Here is a 20,873-nt window from a genome sequence, read left to right on the forward strand (position 1 = left end):
TCCTTGGGTCGCGCCGCTCTCACGGCACCCGGTGGTATGAGAAGCTCGTATCAGTGCGTCAGCGCGCTGGCCAGCCGTTGCAGGCGGCCTCGCGCCGAACCGTCGATGACCTGCTCGCCCGTGTCGATGACGACACCGCCGAGCAACGCCGGATCGACGTGCGTATCCAGTTCGATCTCGCGCTTGAAGCGACGCTTCAACGAGGCGCGCAGCTGTTCGGCCTGCGCCGTGTCGAGATCCAGTGCGCTCGTGACCTTGACCTTCAGGGTCGACTCCGACTCACGCTTGTAGTCGTCGTAGAGCGCGGCGATTTCCGGCAACAGCACCATGCGGCCGTTCTCCGCCAGTTCCGCGAGGAACTGGCCGAACGGCGCATCGGCCGCCACGCCGGGGGGCAGGTGCAGCGCGACCAGCTGGGTCGGCAGCACGCGCGGATCGTTACCGAGGCCGGCGACACGCGGATCCACCGCGACGGCGGCCGCGAAATTCAGCGCCGCCAGCCATTCGGCAAGCGAACCCGACGCATGCGCCACTTCGAAAGCGGCGCGTGCGTAGGGACGAGCGAGGGTGAGCGCCTGGGCCATGATCAGATCTCGGCAGCGAGCTGGTCGAGCAGGGCCTTGTGGGCCGCCGGATCGATCTCGCGCTGGACGATCTTCTCGGCGCCACGGACGGCGAGCGCGCCAACCTGCTCGCGCAGCTGCTCACGTGCACGCTGGGCCATCGTCGCGATCTCGTCCTGGGCCTGCGCCTTCAGACGGTTGATCTCTTCGGTGGCTTCGGCGCGGGCCTTCTCGAGAATCTGGTTGCCCTGCTGCTGGGCCTTGTCGATGATCTCGGTGGCTTGCAGGCGGGCTTGCTTGATCTCGACGGCGACCTTGGCGTCGGCGTCCTTGAGCTCGGCGCGCGCGCGCTCGGCGGCGGCCAGACCCTCGGCCACCTTTTTCTGGCGCTCTTCGATGGCACCGTTGAGCTGGGGCCAGATGAACTTGGTGGTGAACCAGACCAGGATCGCAAAAGAGATCATCTGGCCCAGGAAGGTCATGTTGATTTCCATGATCTCTCCGAAAGACTCCGAACGCTTGGGTACTGACGATCGCCGTGACCGCGTGGGTCACGGCGACAAGACGAACGGCTGCTTAGCCGCCGACGGCGGCGCGCACGACACCGACCAGCGGGTTCGAGAACGCGAAGAGCAGCGCCACGGCCAGGCCGATGATGAACGCCGCGTCGATCAGGCCGGCGAGCAGGAACATACGGCCCTGCAGCAGCGGAACCAGTTCCGGCTGGCGAGCGGCCGACTCGAGGAACTTCGAGCCCATGACGGCGATACCGAGGCAGGCGCCGAGCGCGCCGAGGCCGATGATCACGCCGATGGCGATGGCGGTCATGCCCTGGACGTGGGCGAGAAGCGAGGCGAGTTCCATGGTGTTCTCCTGGGATATACGAATAACGAAAGGTGGAAACGAAAGGGCTTGGAATCGAAGTTCTAACGTCGGTGCGGTGAGTTAGTGGTGTTCCCGCGCGGTGGCGATGTAGACGATCGTGAGCATCATGAAGATGAACGCCTGCAGGGCGATGATCAGGATGTGGAAGATCGCCCACGCCGTGTTGAACACGACGCCAGGCACGAAGCTGATCCAGCTCACCATCAGACCGGCAATCAGCATGAACACCAATTCGCCGCCGTACATGTTGCCGAACAGTCGCATGGCGAGCGACACCGGCTTGGACAGGGTTTCGACGACGTTGAGAAGGAAGTTCGGGATCACCAGCACGAGCTTGGCGATCGGGTTGTTCGCATGGAACGGGGCCGTGAGCAGTTCCTTGCCGAAGCCGAAGCCACCCTTCGCCTTGATGCCGTGGCCGATGACGATGAACAGCACCGCGACCGAGAGACCCACGGTGGTGTTGATGTCGGCGGTGGGCACCATGCGGAAATAGGTGTGGTGGGCGGCTTCGTCACCGGCGAAGGTATGCACCAGCCAGCCGGCGAGGTCGACCGGCAGCAGGTCCATCGCGTTCATGAGGAACACCCACATGAAGATCGACAGCGCCAGCGGCGTCACCGTGCGGCGGTCGCCATGGAAGGTGTCCTTCACCTGCGTGTCGACGAACTCGATCGCCAGCTCGACGAGGGCCTGGCCCTTCGACGGCACGCCGGACGTGGCCTTGCGCGCGAACAGCCAGAACCACAGGCAGAACGCGGCGCCGAGGACGAACGAAATGATGATCGAGTCCGCACGGAGGTTCCAGAACCAGAAATGATCGGCGCTGAAATTCACCGTCATGTGGTTCAGGTGGTGCTGGATGTATTCGGTCAGACCGCCTTGCGGTTCGCTCGCCATGCCTCAACCCTTGAATCTGAATGCAAATACGTTGACCGCGTAGCCGGCCACCAGTCCCACCAAGGCGGGCAAGGGTGGCAGCTTCCACTGAACCAGGATGAGCGCCAGTCCACCTATGAGGACGATCCAGCGAAGGATCATTCCCACGAGGAACCTCATGAACGTCGCTCCCGCTCCACCCAGCGCGCTGAACGCTCGCGCGGCAAGCAGCGCGGTAGCGATGGCGACGACCAGGGCACCCCCGAAGGCGGCCAGCGCGGCTGGACGACCTTGCAGGGAAAAAGCGAGTCCCGCTATGACGGCCACCACCAGCTGCGCGATGACGATGCGCATGGCGAGGTGACGACCGGCTGCAAGACTGTTGAGCAACGCGAGGCTCCCGTGGTTTCGCTCGAAGGCGGCACCAGATGGTTCAACGGGCCACGGTTTAATCTGGAAAAGTATACCAGTGCCGTAAACGACGGGACAAGCGACGAAAGGCCATAACCACCCGCCGGCGCGACCATCCGTCGCGTCGTTGGCGAGGAGACGCGGTCGGTCAGGCCCGGGCGGGGCGGCCTGCCGATGCGCCGGGCGACGTGATCGTCCACGCAGTCGACGCGATCCGCCCGAGGCATCGGGCAAATTCGGCGTAAGCGTTTACATGGGACATCGCGGCAACCGTCGGGGAACGGGGAGTGCCGGAGTGTAGACCCGCCTCCGACAACGCGGCAACCGCGAATTGTTGCGCAGGCAGGTTTCCGCCTGGAGCGGTGGCTCAGGCGGAGTATTCGGCACCGGAGGTACAGGTCTCGTGCACCACGACCTTCGCCAGGCCGGGCACCTCCGCCCGCAGGCGTTCGAAGATCCAGCGTGCGAGGTTCTCGCTGGTCGGGTTCTCCAGGCCTTCGATGTCATTGAGGTAGTGATGGTCGAGGCGATCGTAGAGCGGCTGGAAGCGCGCCTTGAGGTCGCCGAAATCCATCACCCATCCCAGCACCGGGTCCGTCGGGCCTTCGACGTGCAGTTCTATACGGAATGAATGGCCGTGCAGGCGCGAACATTTGTGCCCTTCGGGCACATTCGGCAAGCGGTGGGCCGCTTCGATGTTGAACGTCTTGAATATGCGCATGGGGACGGCGTCTTTCACGGATGACTCCACATTGTAGCGGAGGGCGTGCCGGCGACCCTCCGGAAGTGGTATTCACGACGGAGGTCGCAGTTCGGCATATCCGCGGCCGCGATTCATGGACTTTTCATCGGGAAACGGTTGCAGTGGTAACTACAACGGGTGAAGCGAAGGGGCTTCACCGGCTTCCCACGCGTACATTCAGGAGGCATCGATGTGCCTTGCTAGTGATTCGCTCGACGGCTCGCACACCTGCGGGCTGGCCGAGGAAGTATTCGCCGCCTTGCCCTGGCCCTGCGTCGTCTGGCGCCGCGAAGGCGGCCGCGCCGTGATGGTCAATGCGGCCTTCCAGCGCGAATTCGGCATGACCGAGAGGGGACGGGCCGGACCGGCATGGTTGGAGGAGCACCTTCATCGCACCGACCACGCGGACGAATTCATCTTTCGCGACCGGCATGCGCCTCCCCGCCGCTATCGACTCACCCGGCAACTGCTCGACGTGCCGCCCGCGGCCTTCCATGCGGTCTTCCTGATGCCCCTTCCGGACGACGAACCCGGCAGCGAGGAGCCGGCGGCGAACGTCTTCGCCAGCCTCCGCCCCGATGTCTCGCTGACCCGCCGCGAATCCCAGGTCCTCGACGGGATCATGGGCGGCAAGCTCAACAAGGTCATCGCCAGCGAGTTGAACATCAGCCCGAAGACCGTCGAACTGCACCGGGCGAACCTGATGGCCAAGCTGCGCGTCCACAACGTGGTGGAGCTGGCGCGGGCGGTCCTGGACACGCCACCGCGCGGCGAGGACCTTCCGCTGGTGGAACGCGAGGCGTCCTGATCCGATCGCTGGAAAAGAAAAGGCCGCGCCCATGGGCGCGGCCTTTTGCATTGGTGGCTAGAGGCGGGCTCGAACCGCCGACCTCAGCATTATGAGTGCCGCGCTCTGACCAGCTGAGCTACCTAGCCATGGAACCTGGTCGTTCACGGGCGGACCCGCGAAGGCCGGGCAGTTTAATCGGCGCAGGCTTCCCGTTCAAGTAGCGCCTTGCCCGCGCTTCTCACGCTGTGGTTGAATCGGGCGCATCGAGCGCATCTGCGGACGCGCCGAACTGGTTCGTGGAGGGCGGATGATCGACGCTGATGGCTATCGACCGAACGTGGGGATCGTGCTCCTGAACGGAGACGGCCGCCTGTTCTGGGCGCGCCGCGTCAATCGCGACGGCTGGCAGTTCCCCCAGGGCGGCATGCGCAGCGACGAAACGCCGCTGGAGGCCATGTACCGCGAACTGGAAGAGGAAACCGGCCTGCTCGCCCAGCATGTGGAAGTGCTGGCGGAAACCCGTGGCTGGCTGCGCTACCGGCTGCCGAGCCGCTTCGTGCGCCATCACCAGCGCCCCACCTGCATCGGCCAGAAGCAGGTGTGGTTCCTGCTCCGCCTGAAGTGCGGCGAAGACGCGTTCCGCCTGGATGCCTGCGAGAAACCCGAGTTCGACCTGTGGCGCTGGGTCGACTTCTGGTACCCGGCCAATCACGTGGTGAACTTCAAGCGCCAGGTCTACGAGCGGGCGTTGCGCCAGTTCGCCCCCACGGTCGAGACGGTGTGCTCGGTGACGATCGGAACCTGCCCGCAGCAGGCCGAGGCGGAGCGGTTGGCCCGCGGCGGGGAATGACGGCCGCCAGCCGGCTGGCAGCCCCCTCACATTCGTGTAGTTGACAATCGTTCGCATTCGCGTTCGAATACGCGCCATGTACATCTGCATGTGCAACGCCGTCACCGACCACGCCATCCGCCGCGCCGCGGCCGAGGGCGTCGAATCCTTTGCCGAGCTCCAGGCCCGCACGGGCTGCTCGGACTGCTGCGGGGCCTGTGAGTCCGAAGCCCGCCAGTGCCTGCGCGAAGCCGTGGCGGAAACGCGCTCCGTGTTCACCTTCCTGCCCTCGCCGGCCTGACGCGCGCCGCATCCATTCGCGGACGCAAACCACCTTCATTCTCGTTACGTCATGCCCATGCCGGGCCACGTATAGTCGTGCCCTGCACACTCAGGGAGACCCCTCATGAAGGGCGACGCGAAGGTCATCGAATACCTCAACAAGGTCCTCTACAACGAGCTGGCCGCGATCAACCAGTACTTCCTGCATTACAGGATGTTCAAGGACTGGGGCTACAACGAACTCGCCAAGCACGAGTACGAGGAGTCGATCGAGGAGATGAAGCACGCGGACAAGCTCATCGAGCGGATCCTCTTCCTCGACGGCCTGCCGAACCTCCAGCACCTGGGCAAGCTGCGCATCGGCGAGAACGTGGTCGAAGCCCTCCAGGGCGACCTCGACCTCGAAATGCTGGCCACCAAGGACCTTCGCGAAGCGATCGCCTACAGCGAAGGCATCCACGATTTCGTCAGCCGCGACCTCTTCAAGTTCATCCTGGGCCAGGAAGAGGAGCACATCGACTGGCTGGAAACCCAGTTCAGCCTGATCTCCGACATCGGCCCCGAGCGGTACATGCTCAGCAAGGTCGGATCGCTCCACGACTGATCGAAGGCCGCCCCGAGGCGGCCTTCTCCGTTATGGGGAGCGGTTCCTTGACCGTGGGGGAAGACGGGGGATATACCATCGGCGTCTTCACGTCTTCTCCACGGTATCGTCCATGGCTTCACGCCCACCGCCGCGTTTCGTCGTGCGCTCGCTCGACGACGCGGCCAGCGAGCGCCGCAAGCGCCTCGTCCTGACCGGTACCTGGGCGCTCAGCCTGGTCCTGGTGGCCGTGGGTACCTGGGTTCTGGCGGCCCGTGGGCCTGCTGCGGTCTCCGACCGCGGCGGCGTTCGCCAACTCGCCGCCGACAACGAAGACCTTCGCCAGCAAGTGGCCAACCTGCAGCGCTCCGCGCAGGTGGCGGACATCGCGGCGAAAGAACTCAAGCGCAACATGGCCGAGCGCGACGAAGAGATCAGTGGCCTGCGCACCGACCTCGCCTTTTACTCGCGCCTGGTCGGCGGCGGTGGCCAGCGCGACGGGCTGAAGATCCAGGGTGCCCGCATCGCGCCGGTAAAGGGCACGGCGAACGCCTGGAACCTGATGATCACACTCACCCAGAATGCACGCCGGGGGGAATTGGTGAAAGGCTCACTGAAACTGGCGGTCGAGGGCATCCAGGACGACAAGGTCGCGACGCTCGAGGGCGCGGCGCTCGGCCAGGGTGCGCAGACGACGGGACTCCCCTTCTCCTTCAAGTATTTCCAGCAGATCCAGGGCAGCTTCACCTTGCCGGCGGGCTTTAAACCCACCCGCCTGCGGCTGGTCGCCGACATCACCGGCGACCAGTCCGTCACCGGCACGGTGGCGTGGACCGATGCCCTGCGCAACGACGAGGCCAACGATGTTCAGCAATAACCGGAAGAACCAGGCTCCCGCCGTGGGCACGACCGCCACAAGCCTTATCGCCCGTGGCGTCACCCTCCGCGGCGACGTCCTGTTCAGTGGTGCGTTGCACCTGGACGGAACGGTGGAGGGATCGATCCATGCCGATCCTTCCGGGGACGGCGTGCTCACGATCAGTGAGACGGGTCGTGTCATCGGCCATATCGAGGTGCCCCAGGCCGTGATAAACGGTGGCGTCACCGGCGACATCGACGTCACGGAGCGCCTGGAGCTGGCTCCCCTGGCCCGGGTGGAGGGCGACGTGCGCTACCAGGTCCTGGAGATGGCGGCCGGTGCGCAGGTCAACGGCAAGATGGTGCACCGGGCCCCGCAGACGGTTCGCCAGCTGGCCCAGGCGGCGATCGAGGCCGCCCCGGTCCTCAGCGAGGCTTGACCTGACACGGAACGGCGCCATTATGAGCAGCATGAATAACCCATTTCCCATGGCCCCGAGTTCGGCACCGGACTATCGGTCCGCGGGCGCGCCGCTCGTCTTCACCGAAGCCGCCGCCCGCAAGGTGCACGAGCTGATCGAAGAGGAAGGCAATCCGGGCCTCAAGCTCCGCGTGTACATCAGCGGCGGTGGCTGTTCGGGCTTCCAGTACGGTTTCACGTTCGACGAGGAACAGGCCGAGGACGACCTGGCCGTGTCCCGCGAAGGCGTGACGCTGGTGGTCGATCCGCTTTCGCTGCAATACCTCACCGGCGCGGAAATCGACTACGCCGAATCGTTCAGCGGATCGCAATTCGTCATTCGCAATCCCAACGCGAAGACCACCTGCGGCTGCGGCTCCTCGTTCAGCGCATGACCGGTCGGTGGGCGTGAGCGTCGAGCAGGAGCGGGACAAGGCGGTCGCCAGCCGCGCCCGCGAGAACGTCTTCGCCGGCATCGACATCGACCGCATGGCCGAGCGACGTGACGACCGCCTCTGGGTCGAGGAAACGGAACGCTCGCCAGGCACGCGTTTCCTCGTGCTCGACAGCGAAGGCCAGGCCTTCGTCCAGGCCGAGGCGGATATGCCGCACTGGATGACGCCGGCGATGCGTTCCGAGCGCTTCGGCGACCTTCCCTCCACCCTGCTCGGCCTGGCGAACGACAGCGCCTGGTTCACGCTCGTGGTCGACGAAGCGCATGCCGAACTCTTCATTGCCCTGACCGGGGCGCGGCGCATGTCGCTACGTGAGGCCGGACTGATTCTTCCCGCCTTCGAAGCCGGCCTGTTCGCCTATGCGAAGGGCATCACCCATTGGCAGCGGCAGACCCGGTTCTGCAGCCAATGCGGGTCGCCCACCCTGGTCGTGGCCTCGGGCCACCGCGTGCAGTGCACGAACCCAGACGGCCCGCACATGCATTTCCCGCGTACCGACGCCGCGATCATCGTGATCGTGGAAGACGGCGACGCCTGCCTGCTCGGCCGCCAGCGCGGCTGGCCGCCCGGCCGTTATTCCACGCTGGCCGGCTTTATCGAACCCGGCGAATCGCTGGAAGACGCGGTCAAGCGGGAGGTGCGCGAGGAATCCGGGGTGGAAGTGCTGCACGCCACCTATCACTCGTCGCAACCGTGGCCGCTGCCCGCCTCGCTGATGGTGGGTTTCACCGCGACCGCCAGAACACGCGAGATCCGCCTGCGCGATGACGAACTCGAGGATGCCCGCTGGTTCACCGTCGACGATATCGTCCAGGGCATGACCTCGGGCTCGCTCGGCGTGCCGCCGCCGCTCTCGGTGTCGTACCGGCTGATCGAACACTGGCTGGGCCTGCGCGGCGTGCACCTGGATGAACTGGTCGCCAACGCGTCTCGTCGCTGACGGCGACGCTTCGCCTACAATCGGGGCAACGACTCGCGGATTCCCCGACACCATGGCTCTACGTCTCCTCGCCGTCCTCATCGCCCTCGTCGTCGCCTGGAGCGTCCCGCAGCTGGCTCGCTGGCGCGACGACCGCTGGTTCCGCCATTGGGTGAACCGGCTGGGCGATACGTCAGGTCCGGGACGCGTCGCCGTGGTGCTGCTGGTGCCTGTCGTCGCATGCGCCATCCTCGCGGGCATCCTGCGCTCGCTCCCCTTCTTCGACCTGGGCTGGCTCGCCTTCGCGGTGATCGTGCTCGTCTATGCCCTCGGCCCCCGCGAGATCGAGGCCGACATCGATGCGATCCTGCGCGCGCCGGACGCCGTGCGCCGCGACGAAGCCATCGCCGCCCTGCGCCACGACGACGCGCCGCTGACATGGTTCGCCCCCGTCATGGTCGAAGCCGCGTTCTACGGCGCCCTGCGCCGGCGTTTCGGCGTGTTGTTCTGGTTCTTCCTGCTCGGTCCCTGCGGCGCGCTCGGCTATCGCCTCGCGCAAATCCTCGGCCGCGAGGCCGCCCTCGCACTCGACGCCGCCACGCGCAACGCCGCGCGTCGTGTCGCCGACGCGCTCGATTGGATGCCGGCCCACCTGATGGTCTTCGCCATGGCGCTGGTGTCGGATTTCGACGCCGTGATGGGCGCCTGGAGGCAGTGGCATCACACCTCGGGCAGCCCGCGCTCCCGTCTCGAACCCGACTTCCTCGGCGCTGTCGCTCGCGCCGGCGTCGATGCGGACGTGGAGGCTGGCGACGGCTACGTGCAGGACGTGAGCGATCCGATCGCGGAACTGGAGGACGCCCGGCGCGTCATCCGTCGTGTATTGATCGTGTGGCTGGCCGTGGTCGCGGTGATCGTCCTGGCCGCCTGGTTCGCCTGAAGCCGGCGATTCGTCAGGGCTTGTCGCCGCGGAGTTCGATGACGCGCGCCTCCAGCACGGCCGCGTTGGCATCGGCCGCGGGGAGCGGCGTACCGCCCACCAGTTCGATCCTCGACCAGAAGCGGCGAGGAAGGCGTGCCCGGCGCAACGCGCTGTCGCGGCGACTGAAGATGCTACCCCACATGCCACGCAAGGCCAGCGGCACCACCGGCACCGGCCGGCGCGCGAGGATGCGATCGACACCCGGGCGGAAGTTCTGGATCGTGCCGTCGCGGGTGATGCCGCCTTCGGGGAAAATGCAGACCACTTCGCCGTTCGCCAGTGCCTCGTCCACCTGTTCGAACGCGCGTTCCATCAAGGCGGGATCTTCATTGCGCCCGGCGATGGGAATCGCCCTTGCCGTGCGGAAGACGAAACGGAGGATGGGCAGGTCGTATATCTTGTAATACATGACGAATCGCATCGGCCGGCGCACGTTCGCCATGAGGATCAACGGGTCCATGAAGCTCACGTGGTTGCAGACAACCAGCGCCGCGCCTTCGTCGGGCACGTTCTTCAGGCCGTCCACGCGAACCCGATAGAGCGTGCGCACCAGCACCCAGGTGATGAAGCGCATCATGAATTCGGGCACGAGGGTGAAGATGTACACCGCCACCGCGACGTTCACGATGCCCGTGATCAGGAAAATGGTGGGAACGTCCAACCCCAGGGCGGTCAAGCCGATGCCGAAACCGGACGCGACGCAGATCAGCAAGGCATTGACGATGTTGTTGCCCGCGATGATGCGCGACAGGCGCTCGCGCGGCGCGCGGCTCTGCACGAAGGCGAACAGCGGCACCACGTAGAATCCGGCGAAAGCGCCGATCATCGTCAGGTCGAGCATCACCCGCCATGCGCCCGGCGTACCGGCGAAGGCGAGCCAACCCAGGCCCGCACCCGGCGTGACCATCGGGCGCGCGAAGAACAGGTCCACGGCGAACACGGTGAGGCCGAACGCGCCCATAGGTACGAGGCCGATTTCCACACGCCTGGCCGAAAGCTTCTCGCACAGCAGCGAACCGATACCCGTGCCCAGTGAAAACAGGGTCAGCACCAGCGTATTCACCGAGCCATCACCGCCGAGCGTGTGCCGCGTGTAGTTCGGCAACTGCGCGATCATCACGGTACCGAAGAACCAGAACCACGAGATGCCCAGCACGGCGTTGAACACCGCGCGGTCTTCATGGGTGATCTTCAGCACACGCCAGGTTTCGCTGAACGGATTCCAGTTGAAACGCAGGTCGGGGGCCGTCGCCGGCGCGGTCGGGATGGAGCGGCTCACGACATAACCCGTGCATGCGATGGCTATCGTGGTGAGCGACGCGGCGAGCGTGCCGTAGCCGGCGATCAGCATCAGCGAGTTGCCGAGGATCATGCCCGTCAGCATCGCGAGCTGGGTGCCCGTCTCCACCAGGGCGTTGCCGCCGACGAGTTCGCTACGCTCCAGCGCCTGCGGCAGGATCGAGTACTTGATCGGCCCGAACACGGTGGAATGCACGCCCATCAGGAACAGGACGACGAGCAACAAGGACACGTGGTGGGTGAAGAACCCGATCGCCGCGATCGCCATGGCGGCGACCTCGAACAGCTTCACGAAGCGGATGATTCGGGTCTTCTCGAACTTCTCGGCAAGCTGCCCCGCCGTCGCGGAGAACAGGAAGTACGGCAGGATGAACAACGCCGGCGCGAGGTTCGTGTAGAGCGATACCTGCGCATCCGGCAAGGCCATCTGGAACGCCACCAGCATGACCATCGCGTTGCGGAACGCGTTGTCGTTGAAGGCGCCGAGCGCCTGGGTCCAGAAGAACGGCGCGAAGCGGCGCTTGGCGAGTAGGGAGAACTGCGACATGCCGTGGTCCCTGCGAAAAGATGGACGCCAGTGTAGCCGAGCACACCGGCGCCCCTTGGATCAACCGCGTGCCAGCGCCCGATGGGCGATATCGTGGCGATAGAAGCCGCCGCGGAAACGGACGGCACCCAACGCGGCGTAAGCTTTCTCGCGTGCCTGGACCAAGTCGTCGCCAAGCGCGCATACCGTCAACACGCGGCCACCCGCCGTGACCGGCCTGCCGTCCGTTCCTTCCGATGTCCCCGCGTGGAATACCTTCACGTCCGCACCGAAATCGGTGTCGGCGCCTTCGATGGCGTCGCCGGAACGGACCTTGCCCGGATAGCCTTCCGCGGCCAGCACCACGCCGAGCGAAGGACGGCGGTCCCACGAGGCCGTGGCCTGGGCGATCCGGCCATCGAGCGCCGCCTCGACCAGGTCGACCAGGTCCGAGGTGAGCCGCAACATGATCGGCTGGGTTTCCGGGTCGCCGAAACGGACATTGAACTCGATGACCTTCGGTGCGCCCGCCTTGTCGATCATCAGCCCCGCGTACAGGAAGCCGATGAAGGGAGCACCGTCCGCGGCCATGCCGGCGAGCGTCGGCTCGATGATGTCGCGCATCACGCGGGCGGACACCTCGTCGGTGACCACGGGCGCGGGCGAATAGGCGCCCATGCCGCCCGTGTTCGGGCCTTTGTCGCCGTCGTCGCGGCGCTTGTGGTCCTGGCTGGTGGCCATCGGCAAGGCGTTCTTGCCATCGGCGATCACGATGAAGCTGGCTTCTTCCCCGTCGAGGAATTCCTCGATCACCACGCGTGACGAGGCATCGCCGAAGGCTTGCTGGCCAAGCATGTCGTGCAGCGCCGCCTCGGCCTCGTCGAGGGTCATCGCCACCACCACGCCCTTGCCCGCGGCCAGGCCATCGGCCTTGATGACGATGGGCGCGCCCTGCTCGCGAACGTGCGCCAACGCGGGCGCCAGTTCGGTGAACACGGCGTAGTGCGCGGTGGGAATGCGATGTCGAGCCAGGAAGTCCTTCGCGAACGCCTTGCTACCTTCGAGCTGTGCCGCCGCGGCGCCCGGACCGAAGCAACGCAAGCCTTCGCGCGTGAAGCGGTCGACCACACCCGCGACCAGCGGCACTTCCGGGCCCACGACGGTCAGGCCCACGGCTTCGCGCTTCGCCAGCGCCACCAGTCCATCGATATCGGTCACCGCCACGGCTTCGTTGCGCATGCCCGGTTCGTGCGCCGTGCCGGCGTTACCGGGAGCCACGATCACTTCGTCCACGCGCGCGGATTGGCCGAGCTTCCAGGCCAGCGCGTGCTCGCGCCCGCCGCCGCCGATGACGAGGACTTTCATGGGGTATCTCCAGACATTGAACCGCCTATTCTACCCGGCGTCTTCGGGCGCTGCCCGCGAAACGCCACTTCGGAGCCCCGTGCCTTGCCCGTGGCGGAAGGAAGCTGGCCCACCCAGACCAAGGAGATCGCCCGCATGGTACGCCTGCCCCATCTGCTCGCCGCACTGTTCGCCCTCGTGCTAGCCACCTCGTCCCACGCCGCCGGATGGCAGGAGCATCCGGAGTGGGGCAAGGTCTTTGCCGACGCCCATGTGCACGGAACCCTCATGGTGTACGAGGAGGGCTCGGGAACGACACACGTTTTCGACGCGACACGCGCCCGCAAGGCCTACATCCCCGCCTCCACGTTCAAGATCTTCAACGCGATGGTGGCCATCGACACCGGCGCGGTCGCCGATGAGTTCGATCCGATCGCCTGGGACGGCAAGGTCCGCGACATGGGCGGCAAGCCGATGACCGAATGGAATCGCGCCAACAGCCTCGCCAGTGGCATGCGCTACTCCACGGTATGGCTGTACCAGGAAGTGGCACGCCGGGCCGGACAGCAAAGGATGCAGTCGTGGGTCGACAAGGCGGGATACGGCAACCGGGATATCGGCGGCGGCATCGACAGGTTCTGGCTGGACGGCGCATTGCGCATCTCCGCCGAGCAACAGGTCGCTTTCCTGCGGCGGCTGGCCGATGGCACGCTGCCCTTCTCGGCACGTGCGCAAGAGATCGCGCGGCGCATCACGATCTACGAAGCCGGCACGGATTATGTGCTGCACGCCAAGACGGGTTGGGCGACGCACGGTGCGCAGAACAATGCCGATCCGGCCAAGGCGGACGACATCGGCTGGTATGTCGGCTGGGTCGAACACGGCGGCAAGCGCTGGTTCTTCGCGCTGAACATCGACATCGCCAAACCCGAGGACGGTGGCAACCGGGTGGCGATCGCGCGCGAGATACTAGGGACGATGGGCGCGTTCGGCTCCCGCTGACCGCGCGTCAGCGCGCGAACAGGATCGCCAGCAACCGGTCGCGCGGCAGCTTTCCGGTTTCGTTGCGCGGCAGCGCGTCGACCAGGCGCAACGGACGCGGCAGGAAGACCGGATCCATGGCGTCGCGCAAGGCCGTCATCACCGCCTGCTCGGTCATTGCCGGTGCGACGACGAGACCGGCGATGCGACGCACGCCCGACGAGTCGGCTTCGTCGAGCTGGAAGAGCACGCCATCGCGCACGCCGTCGATGGCGAGGAGGCGCCGGTTCAAGTCGCCCAGCGAGGCGCGCTTGCCGGCGATCTCCAGCAGGTCGCTGTTGCGGCCGCGCAAGCGGAAAAGGCGGCCCTCGCCGTGCAAGGTAACGATGTCCGCCAGCGTGATCGCTTCCCCCAGTTGCGGGGCATCGACCAGCGTGCCGTCGGGCTGCGGGTGCAGCGTGACACCCGGATAGAGTGTCCAGTCCTCATCCGTCGACGTACGGCGGCTGGCGAAGACACAGGTTTCCGTCGAACCGAATACCTCGTATAGCGGCGCACCGAAGCGTTCCTCGGCGATTGTCGCCAGCTCGACCGGCATGGGTGCCGTCGCCGAGACGAACGCCGCCAGCGGCGGCAGGTCCACGCCCGATTCCACCACGGCGCGCAGGTGCACGGGCGTGGTCACGAGAACGCGCGGCTCCGGCATCGTCGCCAGCGCCGCCGCCACGTCGGCCGGGAAGAAGGGCCGCCCGGCGTGCACGCTCACCTCGGAAAGCAGGGGCATCAGCACCGACATCTCCATGCCGTACATGTGCTGCGGCGGCACGGTCGCGACGAGATCGAACGCCTTGCCGATGCTCTTCGCGAGCATGCTCGCGTTCCCGGCATTGCTGGCCACGAAGCTGCCCCACGTCTTCACGTTGGGCTTGGGCTTGCCGGTGGAACCGGAGGTGTAGCCGATGGCGACCACCGCGTCGGCGGCGATCATCGGGACCTCGGGTTCCACGGGCATGCCGTCATCGAACGCCGGCATTCGCACGTAGCCAGCCGGGGCGGGCGACAGGTCGAGTTCGCCGATCGCATACGAGCCGGGGTGTCCCGCCATCACTTCGTCGACCGCGTGCGGCGCGCGCGACGGCGGAAGAAGATTGGTCTGGCCGCGCACGACCAGTGCCGCGAAGGCGACCAGGAAGGCATAGCGGTCTTCACACAGGTTCACCGCGCTGCCGGCGTCCGGCAGGAGCGAGGCCACCTGGCGCACGTGGCCGAGGAACATCGCGGCGCTGACGGGTTGTCCCGCGCGCCATGCGACCGGCCGTGACAACGAGCCCACCAGCAAGGGCAGCCGCGGGCCGGGAGCCCGTCCGGCAATCTCAAATACGTTCGACGACAACGGCTTCTCCCCCTATCAGGCGCGGATGATAGCGCCGCTCAGGGCGTCACGGATGACCGTCGGACGGTCGAGGCCACCGAGTTCGGCGTCCAGTACGCCGTCGAGCCGGGCGCCGAAGTAACGCTCCAATGTCGGCAGGTCCCGTGCCGGCGGCTCGCCATGGGGATTCGCGCTGGTCGACACCACGGCCCCACCGAACGCCTTGCATAGCGCGGCGGCGGGGGCATGGGCCGTGATCCGCAGTGCGATGCCGGCATGGATGCCGGCGACCCATTCGGGCACGTGGGCACTGCGGGGGAATATCCACGTGTTCGGGCCGGGCCAGGAGGCGAGCACCTGCTCCAGGGCCTTCGCGGAAACCTTCGTCAGGTCGATATACGGCGCCACCTGCAGGAAATCGGCGGCGATGAGCAGGACGCCTTGCGAGTAAGGCCTGCCTTTCAGCGCGAAGAGGCGTTCGAAGGCGGTGCGGTCATGCGGGTCGCATCCGAGGCCGAAAACGGCCTCGGTGGGATAAGCGAGCACGCCGCCATCGCGCAGGAGCGAGGCGGCCTGTTCGATGTCGGCCAGCGAGAAACGGCGCATGTCAGTCGGTGATGGGCGCGGTCGCCTTGCTCGTTGTCTTTTTCACGACGGCTTTCTTCGCGGCGGTCTTGGTTGCCGTCTTCTTTGTGGCTGCCTTCTTCGCCGCTGTCTTCTTGCTCGCGGCCTTCTTCGTGGCCGTCTTTTTCGTCGCCGTCTTTTTCACGGCCGACGCGTCCTTGGTGGCCGCTTTCTTCGTGGCGGTCTTCTTCGCCGCGGTCTTCTTGGCCGCGCGACCGCCACGGGGCTTCTTCACCGGGGCAGCGGCCAGCAGTTCCGCGCATTCCGCCTCGGTGAGCGTTTTCGGATCGCGATCCTTGGGAATGCGCGCGTTTTTCTCGCCGTCGGTGATGTACGGACCGTAGCGACCATTGAGCACCTGCACGCCGTTGCCGAAGTCGAGGATCGTCCGGTTGGCGATGGCCTCCAGCTTCTCCTGCACCAGCTGCAGCGCGCGCGGCAATTCGATGACGTACGGGTCGTCCTCGGGCTTGAGCGAGGCATACGTGTCGCCCTGCTTCACGAAAGGCCCGAAGCGGCCGATGCCGACGGTGACGTCCTCGCCGGCGTCGGACTTGCCCAGGGTTCGCGGCAGCTTGAACAGCTCCATCGCCTCTTCGAGGGTGATGGTGTGCATGCTCTGCCCGGGACGCAGGCTCGCGTAAGTGGGCTTGGCTTCATCGTCCTTGCTGCCGATCTGGGCGTAGGCGCCATAGCGCCCCAGGCGCACCGACACCGGCTTGCCCGTTTTCGGGTCGTTGCCCAGTTCGCGCGCGCCGGTGGCCTCGTTACGGTCGACCGACTCGGTCTTGTCGTCCACCAGGGTCTTGAACGGCAGCCAGAAGCGTTCGAGCAAGGGCACCCAGGCTTCCTCGCCGCGGCTGACGGCATCCAGTTCGTCTTCGAGGCGGGCGGTGAAGTCGTAGTCGACGTATCGGGCGAAGTGCCCCGAAAGGAACTGGCTGACCGCGCGGCCCACGTCGGTGGGCTTGAAGCGGCGGCTTTCGAGCAGTACGTACTCGCGGCTGAGTAGCACCTGGATGATGCTGGCGTAGGTCGAGGGGCGGCCGATGCCGTATTCCTCCAGTGCCTTGACCAGGCTCGCCTCGGAGAAGCGCGGCGGCGGCTCGGTGAAATGCTGGTCGGCCACGATCTGCGAGACCGGCACCACGTCGCCCTGCTTGAGCCGGGGCAGGCGGCGCTGCTCGTCCTCGTCCTCGCCCTTCTGGTCGCGACCCTCCTCGTACACGGCGAGGAAGCCGGGATCGATCACCGTGGTGCCCGTGGCGCGGAACGCCGATTCGCCGACGGGGAATTCCACGGAAACCGTGTTCAGCGTGGCATGGACCATCTGGCAGGCGACCGTGCGCTTCCAGATCAGTTCGTAGAGCTTGCGCTGGTCGTCGTTGAGGAAGGAGGCGACGCTGCGCGGCGTGCGCATGGCCGAGGTCGGGCGCACGGCTTCATGCGCTTCCTGGGCGTTCTTCGACTTGGACTTGTAGACCTGGACGGCGCCTGGCAACGCTCCCTTGCCGTATTCGCGCCCAATCAGGTCGCGCAATTCGGCCACGGCGTCTTCCGAGAGCGCCACCGAGTCGGTACGCATGTAGGTGATGAGGCCGACATTGCCCTCGCTACCCAAGCCCACGCCCTCGTAGAGGCCCTGGGCGATGCGCATGGTGCGGCTGGTGGAGAAGCCGAGCTTGCGCGCGGCCTCCTGTTGCAAGGTGGAGGTGGTGAAGGGCGGCGCCGGGCGGCGCTTGCGCTCCTTGCTGGTGACCTCGCCGACGGTGAAGCGGCCGGCGGCGGCCTTCTCCAGCGCGGCGCGCGCCGCCAGGGCATCGGCCTCGTTGGTGAGGTCGAACTGCTCGAACTTCTTCCCGTCCAGGCGGACCAGGCGGGCGTCGAACGCGCCTTCCGGATGGGTCAGGTTGGCCTGGATGGTCCAGTACTCGCGCGCCTTGAAGGCTTCGATCTCGAGCTCGCGCTCGACGATCATGCGCAGCGCCGGCGACTGCACGCGACCGGCGGACAGGCCGCGCTGCACCTTGCGCCAGAGCACCGGCGAGAGGTTGAAACCGACCAGGTAATCCAGCGCCCGGCGGGCCTGCTGGGCATCGACCAGATCGTGCGAAAGCTTGCGCGGATTCGCCACGGCCTCCTTGATGGCCTTCGGCGTGATCTCGCTGAACACCACGCGCTGGACGTCCTTGCCCTCCAGCAGGCCGCGTTCGCGGAGGATCTCGCTGATATGCCAGGAGATGGCCTCGCCTTCGCGATCCAAGTCGGTCGCGAGATAGATGCTGGTGGCCGCCCGTGCCGCCTTGGCGATGGCGTCGACATGCTTCTCGTTGCGGTCGATCACCTCGTAGGCCATGGCGAAGCCGTGCTCGGGGTCGACGGCGCCCTCCTTCGGCCGAAGGTCGCGGACGTGGCCATACGACGCCAGCACCTGGAAGTCGGCTCCCAGGTACTTGTTGATCGTCTTGGCCTTGGCCGGCGATTCGACGATGAGAAGGTTCTTTGCCATGCGTTACCGATTCCGAGGATCGCGGGGGCGAGTTGACCCCAGCGTATGTATATATTTAGTTGGAAACATATCGCCGTGACGGCTGTCAAGCGTCGGCGATCAGACCATGCGCTGGTAGCGGTTGCCCGACAGCGTCGCGATTTCGCCTTCGAGTTCCAGTATCAGCAGCATCGACGACAGCGCTCCGGGAGCGATGCCCGTCGCGTCCACCAAGGCGTCGAGGGAGGCGGGATCGTACCCCATGACGTCGAGCAGGCGGCGATATTCCTCATCCTGGCGCCAATCGAACGGGCCGGTCTTGCGCCGGCCGACCCCGGCCGGTCCCTCGCCGCGCTCCAGCCGGGCGCGCAGTTCCGCGCCCAGTTCCAAGGCCGCGGGTGCCAGCGTGGCGAGGACTTCATCGGGCTTCTGGACCAGGCGGGCGCCCTCCCCGATGAGGGCATGGCAGCCCTCGGCCAGGGGGTTGTGGATCGATCCGGGCAGCGCGAACACTTCCCGCCCCTGCTCGCCGGCCTGCCGGGCGGTGATGAGCGAGCCCGAGCGGCGCCCCGCTTCGATCACCACCACGCCCAGGCTCAAGCCGGCGATGATGCGGTTGCGCTGGGGGAAATGGTGGACCAACGCGGGCGTGCCCGGCGGGTATTCGCTGACGATGGCGCCCTGGGCGGCGATGCGCCGGGCCAAGGCATGGTGTTTCCGGGGATAGACCCTGTCCGGCCCGGTGCCGATCACGGCCACGGTGGGCTGGCCCGCGTCCAACGCGGCCTCATGCGCCGCGCCGTCGACCCCGTCGGCCATGCCGCTGGTGACCAGCAGCCCGCCCGCCGAGAGCTCCGCGGCGAAGCGCCGCGCATTGGCCAGGCCGGGCGCCTGGGCGCGCCGGGCACCGACGATCGCGACCTGCGGGCGGAGGAGCAACGATGCGTCGCCCTTGACGAAGAGGGCCGCCGGCGGATCGGGAATGGCCTCCAACTGTGGCGGGAAATCCTCTTCCGTACACCGAAGCAGGCGCTGGCCGTCGCCCGCGAGCCAGGCGAGGTCATGGGCGAGCGTGGCTTCGTCCGGCCGCTCGATCCACTCCCGGCCTTCGCCATCGAGGGTATCCGGGTGGCGCGCCAGCCAACGGAGCAGGGAAGCCGCGTCGCCGCGGGCGACGAGACCCTCACGAATGCGCCGGGCCCCGAGGCCGGGGGTGCGCAGCAGGATCAACCAGTCGCGGAGGTCGTCGGAGTCGGTCATCCGCGCAGTTTAGAGGGCGCGCATGGGCTGCCTGTCGGAACAGGCCACCAATTCAGGTGGGGCGTGCGCGCAGCGGTGGAGGCGGTTCATGGCCCCCACCGTCCTGCGTCATTCCGGCAGGACGAGGCGGTCGCCCTTGCGCAACGGACGCAGCGCGTCCATCACCAGCGCATAGCTGACATGGTCGAAGGTGCGGAACACCATGACGTGACCACCGAATTCGTCGGGCAACTGCACCTTGCGCGAGGTATCGCGGCGGTTGTAGTTGCCGCTGACCTCGTCGGGGATCTTCTCGCCCTGGCTCATCACGGTGAAGGTCGTGCCGTTGTCGACGCCATCGGCGGATCCCGCCGAGATGGAGATGACCTGCCGGCTGCCCACGCCGCTCAGGGCGTCGGTGAAACCGATCACGCGAGGATCCGTCGGCATCGACTTCGGCGCGTGAGGATAGAAATACGGGTCGTATGGCTTGTCGTCGACCGGCATCAGGCGGTCGCCCTTGCGCACCTCGAGGGTGGAGTCGACCAGGACCAGGCTGGAGACATCGCCATTGGTCGCGATGACCTCGGCCGTGCCGATCACCGATACCTCGACCCCGCGATCGTCGCCCTTGCCCGTATGCGTGTCGTGGCGCGAATCCTCACGCCACGGGCTCGGCGCCATGGAGACGTCGCTGTCGAGTTCGTCGGCCACGAACGAGCCGTGCGAGGGGTTGCCGATCATGTCGACGTTACCGTCCGAACCGCCATGGTCGCGGAAACGGTTGGTCGGACGGACGATGGCCCAGCGCTGGCCGGGCTGGGCGGAATCGAGGTCGCGGGCGTAGATCTTGTTGCCCGGCGTCGCGCGCAGGTGGTTCTCCTCGAAACCGACCAGGTACGGCGAGCGCTCGACCTCGTCGGCGTCCATCACCCGCAGTTCCTTCAGGAACATGCGCAACTCGCTGAGCGGAATCGCCGGGACGGCGTCGCCATCGGTGCGCACGCGCGGCTGCAGGCCGATGCGCGGGCCGCCTCCGGTCATCGACAGGTTGAGCACGTCGCCCGGATAGATGAGGTGCGGATTGCGCACCTGCGGGTTCGCCTGCCAGATCTCCGGCCAGAGCCAGGGCTTGCTGAGGAAGCGGGCGGAAATGTCCCAAAGGGTGTCGCCCCTGCGCACCGTGTAGGTGTCGGGGTGATCGGGACGAATCTGGGCCGCCGCCGCATAGACGGCCACAGTAAAAAACATGCCGCCAAGCAGCATGGCGAACTTCTTGATCATGGCGGGTTTTCCCCCTTCCCCGGTGCTGTCGCGAGTGTAACTGAATCGTTAACGGGCACAATACGTAAGCCTGCTCGC

General features: G+C 66.5%; 23 protein-coding genes and 1 tRNA gene. 10 read left to right on the forward strand and 14 right to left on the reverse strand.

Translation table 11 applies throughout. The annotated features are described in order from the left end of the window. Positions 1 to 50: 50 nt before the first annotated feature. From ACR9Y6_RS14020 to queD, 6 genes are all read right to left on the reverse strand, one after another. Positions 51 to 584, reverse strand: coding sequence for a F0F1 ATP synthase subunit delta (locus ACR9Y6_RS14020; RefSeq protein WP_481281832.1), 534 nt, complete (start codon positions 582 to 584; stop codon positions 51 to 53). 2 nt (positions 585 to 586) lie between these two features. Next, positions 587 to 1,057 carry a F0F1 ATP synthase subunit B gene (locus tag ACR9Y6_RS14025; protein ID WP_481281833.1) on the reverse strand — a complete coding sequence of 157 codons (471 nt, stop codon included), beginning with the start codon at positions 1,055 to 1,057 and terminating at the stop codon, positions 587 to 589. A gap of 82 nt (positions 1,058 to 1,139) precedes the next feature. Beyond that, complete coding sequence (atpE, locus tag ACR9Y6_RS14030; protein ID WP_089975626.1) at positions 1,140 to 1,427, reverse strand: F0F1 ATP synthase subunit C; 288 nt, start codon at positions 1,425 to 1,427, stop codon at positions 1,140 to 1,142. Between the two features lie 81 nt (positions 1,428 to 1,508). Further along, positions 1,509 to 2,348 (reverse strand): F0F1 ATP synthase subunit A, encoded by an 840-nt coding sequence (gene atpB, locus ACR9Y6_RS14035; protein WP_481281834.1) that lies wholly within the window; start codon positions 2,346 to 2,348, stop codon positions 1,509 to 1,511. Positions 2,349 to 2,351: 3 nt separating this feature from the next. Then, positions 2,352 to 2,717 carry an ATP synthase subunit I gene (locus ACR9Y6_RS14040; RefSeq protein WP_306848233.1) on the reverse strand — a complete coding sequence of 122 codons (366 nt, stop codon included), beginning with the start codon at positions 2,715 to 2,717 and terminating at the stop codon, positions 2,352 to 2,354. A 388-nt stretch (positions 2,718 to 3,105) separates the two neighbouring features. Continuing rightward, positions 3,106 to 3,459 (reverse strand): 6-carboxytetrahydropterin synthase QueD, encoded by a 354-nt coding sequence (gene queD, locus ACR9Y6_RS14045; protein WP_481282735.1) that lies wholly within the window; start codon positions 3,457 to 3,459, stop codon positions 3,106 to 3,108. A 211-nt stretch (positions 3,460 to 3,670) separates the two neighbouring features. Between queD and ACR9Y6_RS14050 the strand changes: the two genes are divergently transcribed. After that, complete coding sequence (locus ACR9Y6_RS14050) at positions 3,671 to 4,288, forward strand: LuxR C-terminal-related transcriptional regulator (RefSeq protein WP_481281835.1); 618 nt, start codon at positions 3,671 to 3,673, stop codon at positions 4,286 to 4,288. Between the two features lie 51 nt (positions 4,289 to 4,339). Here the strand turns inward: ACR9Y6_RS14050 and ACR9Y6_RS14055 are convergent. After that, positions 4,340 to 4,416 (reverse strand) — tRNA-Met (locus ACR9Y6_RS14055). A gap of 161 nt (positions 4,417 to 4,577) precedes the next feature. Here ACR9Y6_RS14055 and ACR9Y6_RS14060 point away from each other — a divergent pair. The 8 genes from ACR9Y6_RS14060 (at position 4,578) to ACR9Y6_RS14095 (ending at position 9,596) form a co-directional block, all read left to right on the forward strand. Then, positions 4,578 to 5,120 (forward strand): RNA pyrophosphohydrolase, encoded by a 543-nt coding sequence (locus tag ACR9Y6_RS14060; RefSeq protein ID WP_429198413.1) that lies wholly within the window; start codon positions 4,578 to 4,580, stop codon positions 5,118 to 5,120. Between the two features lie 76 nt (positions 5,121 to 5,196). After that, positions 5,197 to 5,400, forward strand: coding sequence for a (2Fe-2S)-binding protein (locus ACR9Y6_RS14065; RefSeq protein WP_481281836.1), 204 nt, complete (start codon positions 5,197 to 5,199; stop codon positions 5,398 to 5,400). A gap of 105 nt (positions 5,401 to 5,505) precedes the next feature. After that, positions 5,506 to 5,985 (forward strand): bacterioferritin, encoded by a 480-nt coding sequence (gene bfr, locus ACR9Y6_RS14070; RefSeq protein WP_072323582.1) that lies wholly within the window; start codon positions 5,506 to 5,508, stop codon positions 5,983 to 5,985. A gap of 112 nt (positions 5,986 to 6,097) precedes the next feature. Beyond that, a complete protein-coding gene (locus tag ACR9Y6_RS14075; RefSeq protein WP_481281837.1) occupies positions 6,098 to 6,841 on the forward strand; it encodes a DUF6776 family protein in 744 nt (247 codons plus the stop codon). Beyond that, the gene (locus ACR9Y6_RS14080) at positions 6,828 to 7,262 is read left to right on the forward strand and encodes a bactofilin family protein (protein WP_481281838.1); all 435 of its coding nucleotides are present in this window, start codon (positions 6,828 to 6,830) and stop codon (positions 7,260 to 7,262) included. Before ACR9Y6_RS14075 ends, ACR9Y6_RS14080 begins: the two co-directional genes overlap by 14 nt. Positions 7,263 to 7,284: 22 nt before the next feature. Beyond that, positions 7,285 to 7,677: an iron-sulfur cluster insertion protein ErpA gene (gene erpA, locus ACR9Y6_RS14085; RefSeq protein ID WP_481281839.1), complete on the forward strand. Its 393-nt coding sequence runs from the start codon at positions 7,285 to 7,287 to the stop codon at positions 7,675 to 7,677. Positions 7,678 to 7,690: 13 nt separating this feature from the next. After that, on the forward strand, positions 7,691 to 8,677 hold the full coding sequence (nudC, locus tag ACR9Y6_RS14090) for an NAD(+) diphosphatase (RefSeq protein WP_481281840.1): 987 nt from the start codon (positions 7,691 to 7,693) through the stop codon (positions 8,675 to 8,677). 52 nt (positions 8,678 to 8,729) lie between these two features. Continuing rightward, positions 8,730 to 9,596 carry a beta-lactamase induction protein gene (locus ACR9Y6_RS14095; RefSeq protein WP_481281841.1) on the forward strand — a complete coding sequence of 289 codons (867 nt, stop codon included), beginning with the start codon at positions 8,730 to 8,732 and terminating at the stop codon, positions 9,594 to 9,596. A 13-nt stretch (positions 9,597 to 9,609) separates the two neighbouring features. Here ACR9Y6_RS14095 and ACR9Y6_RS14100 read toward each other — a convergent pair whose 3' ends face one another. Together ACR9Y6_RS14100 and purD are read right to left on the reverse strand one after the other, a co-directional pair. Continuing rightward, entirely contained in the window at positions 9,610 to 11,484 is a 1,875-nt protein-coding gene (locus ACR9Y6_RS14100; RefSeq protein ID WP_481281842.1) for an MFS transporter, read from the reverse strand. Between the two features lie 60 nt (positions 11,485 to 11,544). Then, on the reverse strand, positions 11,545 to 12,828 hold the full coding sequence (gene purD / locus ACR9Y6_RS14105) for a phosphoribosylamine--glycine ligase (protein WP_481281843.1): 1,284 nt from the start codon (positions 12,826 to 12,828) through the stop codon (positions 11,545 to 11,547). A 135-nt stretch (positions 12,829 to 12,963) separates the two neighbouring features. Between purD and blaOXA the strand changes: the two genes are divergently transcribed. Further along, positions 12,964 to 13,809: a class D beta-lactamase gene (gene blaOXA / locus ACR9Y6_RS14110; RefSeq protein WP_481281844.1), complete on the forward strand. Its 846-nt coding sequence runs from the start codon at positions 12,964 to 12,966 to the stop codon at positions 13,807 to 13,809. Between the two features lie 7 nt (positions 13,810 to 13,816). Here the strand turns inward: blaOXA and ACR9Y6_RS14115 are convergent, their stop codons facing one another. From ACR9Y6_RS14115 to ACR9Y6_RS14135, 5 genes are all read right to left on the reverse strand, one after another. After that, the gene (locus ACR9Y6_RS14115) at positions 13,817 to 15,181 is read right to left on the reverse strand and encodes an AMP-binding protein (RefSeq protein WP_481281845.1); all 1,365 of its coding nucleotides are present in this window, start codon (positions 15,179 to 15,181) and stop codon (positions 13,817 to 13,819) included. A 15-nt stretch (positions 15,182 to 15,196) separates the two neighbouring features. Further along, positions 15,197 to 15,766 carry an L-threonylcarbamoyladenylate synthase type 1 TsaC gene (tsaC, locus tag ACR9Y6_RS14120; RefSeq protein WP_481281846.1) on the reverse strand — a complete coding sequence of 190 codons (570 nt, stop codon included), beginning with the start codon at positions 15,764 to 15,766 and terminating at the stop codon, positions 15,197 to 15,199. 1 nt (position 15,767) lies between these two features. Continuing rightward, a complete protein-coding gene (locus tag ACR9Y6_RS14125) occupies positions 15,768 to 18,293 on the reverse strand; it encodes a DNA topoisomerase I (RefSeq protein ID WP_481281847.1) in 2,526 nt (841 codons plus the stop codon). Between the two features lie 99 nt (positions 18,294 to 18,392). Continuing rightward, positions 18,393 to 19,532 (reverse strand): DNA-processing protein DprA, encoded by a 1,140-nt coding sequence (dprA, locus tag ACR9Y6_RS14130; protein ID WP_481281848.1) that lies wholly within the window; start codon positions 19,530 to 19,532, stop codon positions 18,393 to 18,395. Between the two features lie 108 nt (positions 19,533 to 19,640). After that, positions 19,641 to 20,795, reverse strand: a complete 1,155-nt coding sequence (locus ACR9Y6_RS14135) for a LysM peptidoglycan-binding domain-containing protein (protein ID WP_481281849.1) — start codon at positions 20,793 to 20,795, stop codon at positions 19,641 to 19,643. Positions 20,796 to 20,873: the final 78 nt, after the last annotated feature.

The organism is Luteibacter sp. TLI7-4A (genome assembly GCF_056754745.1).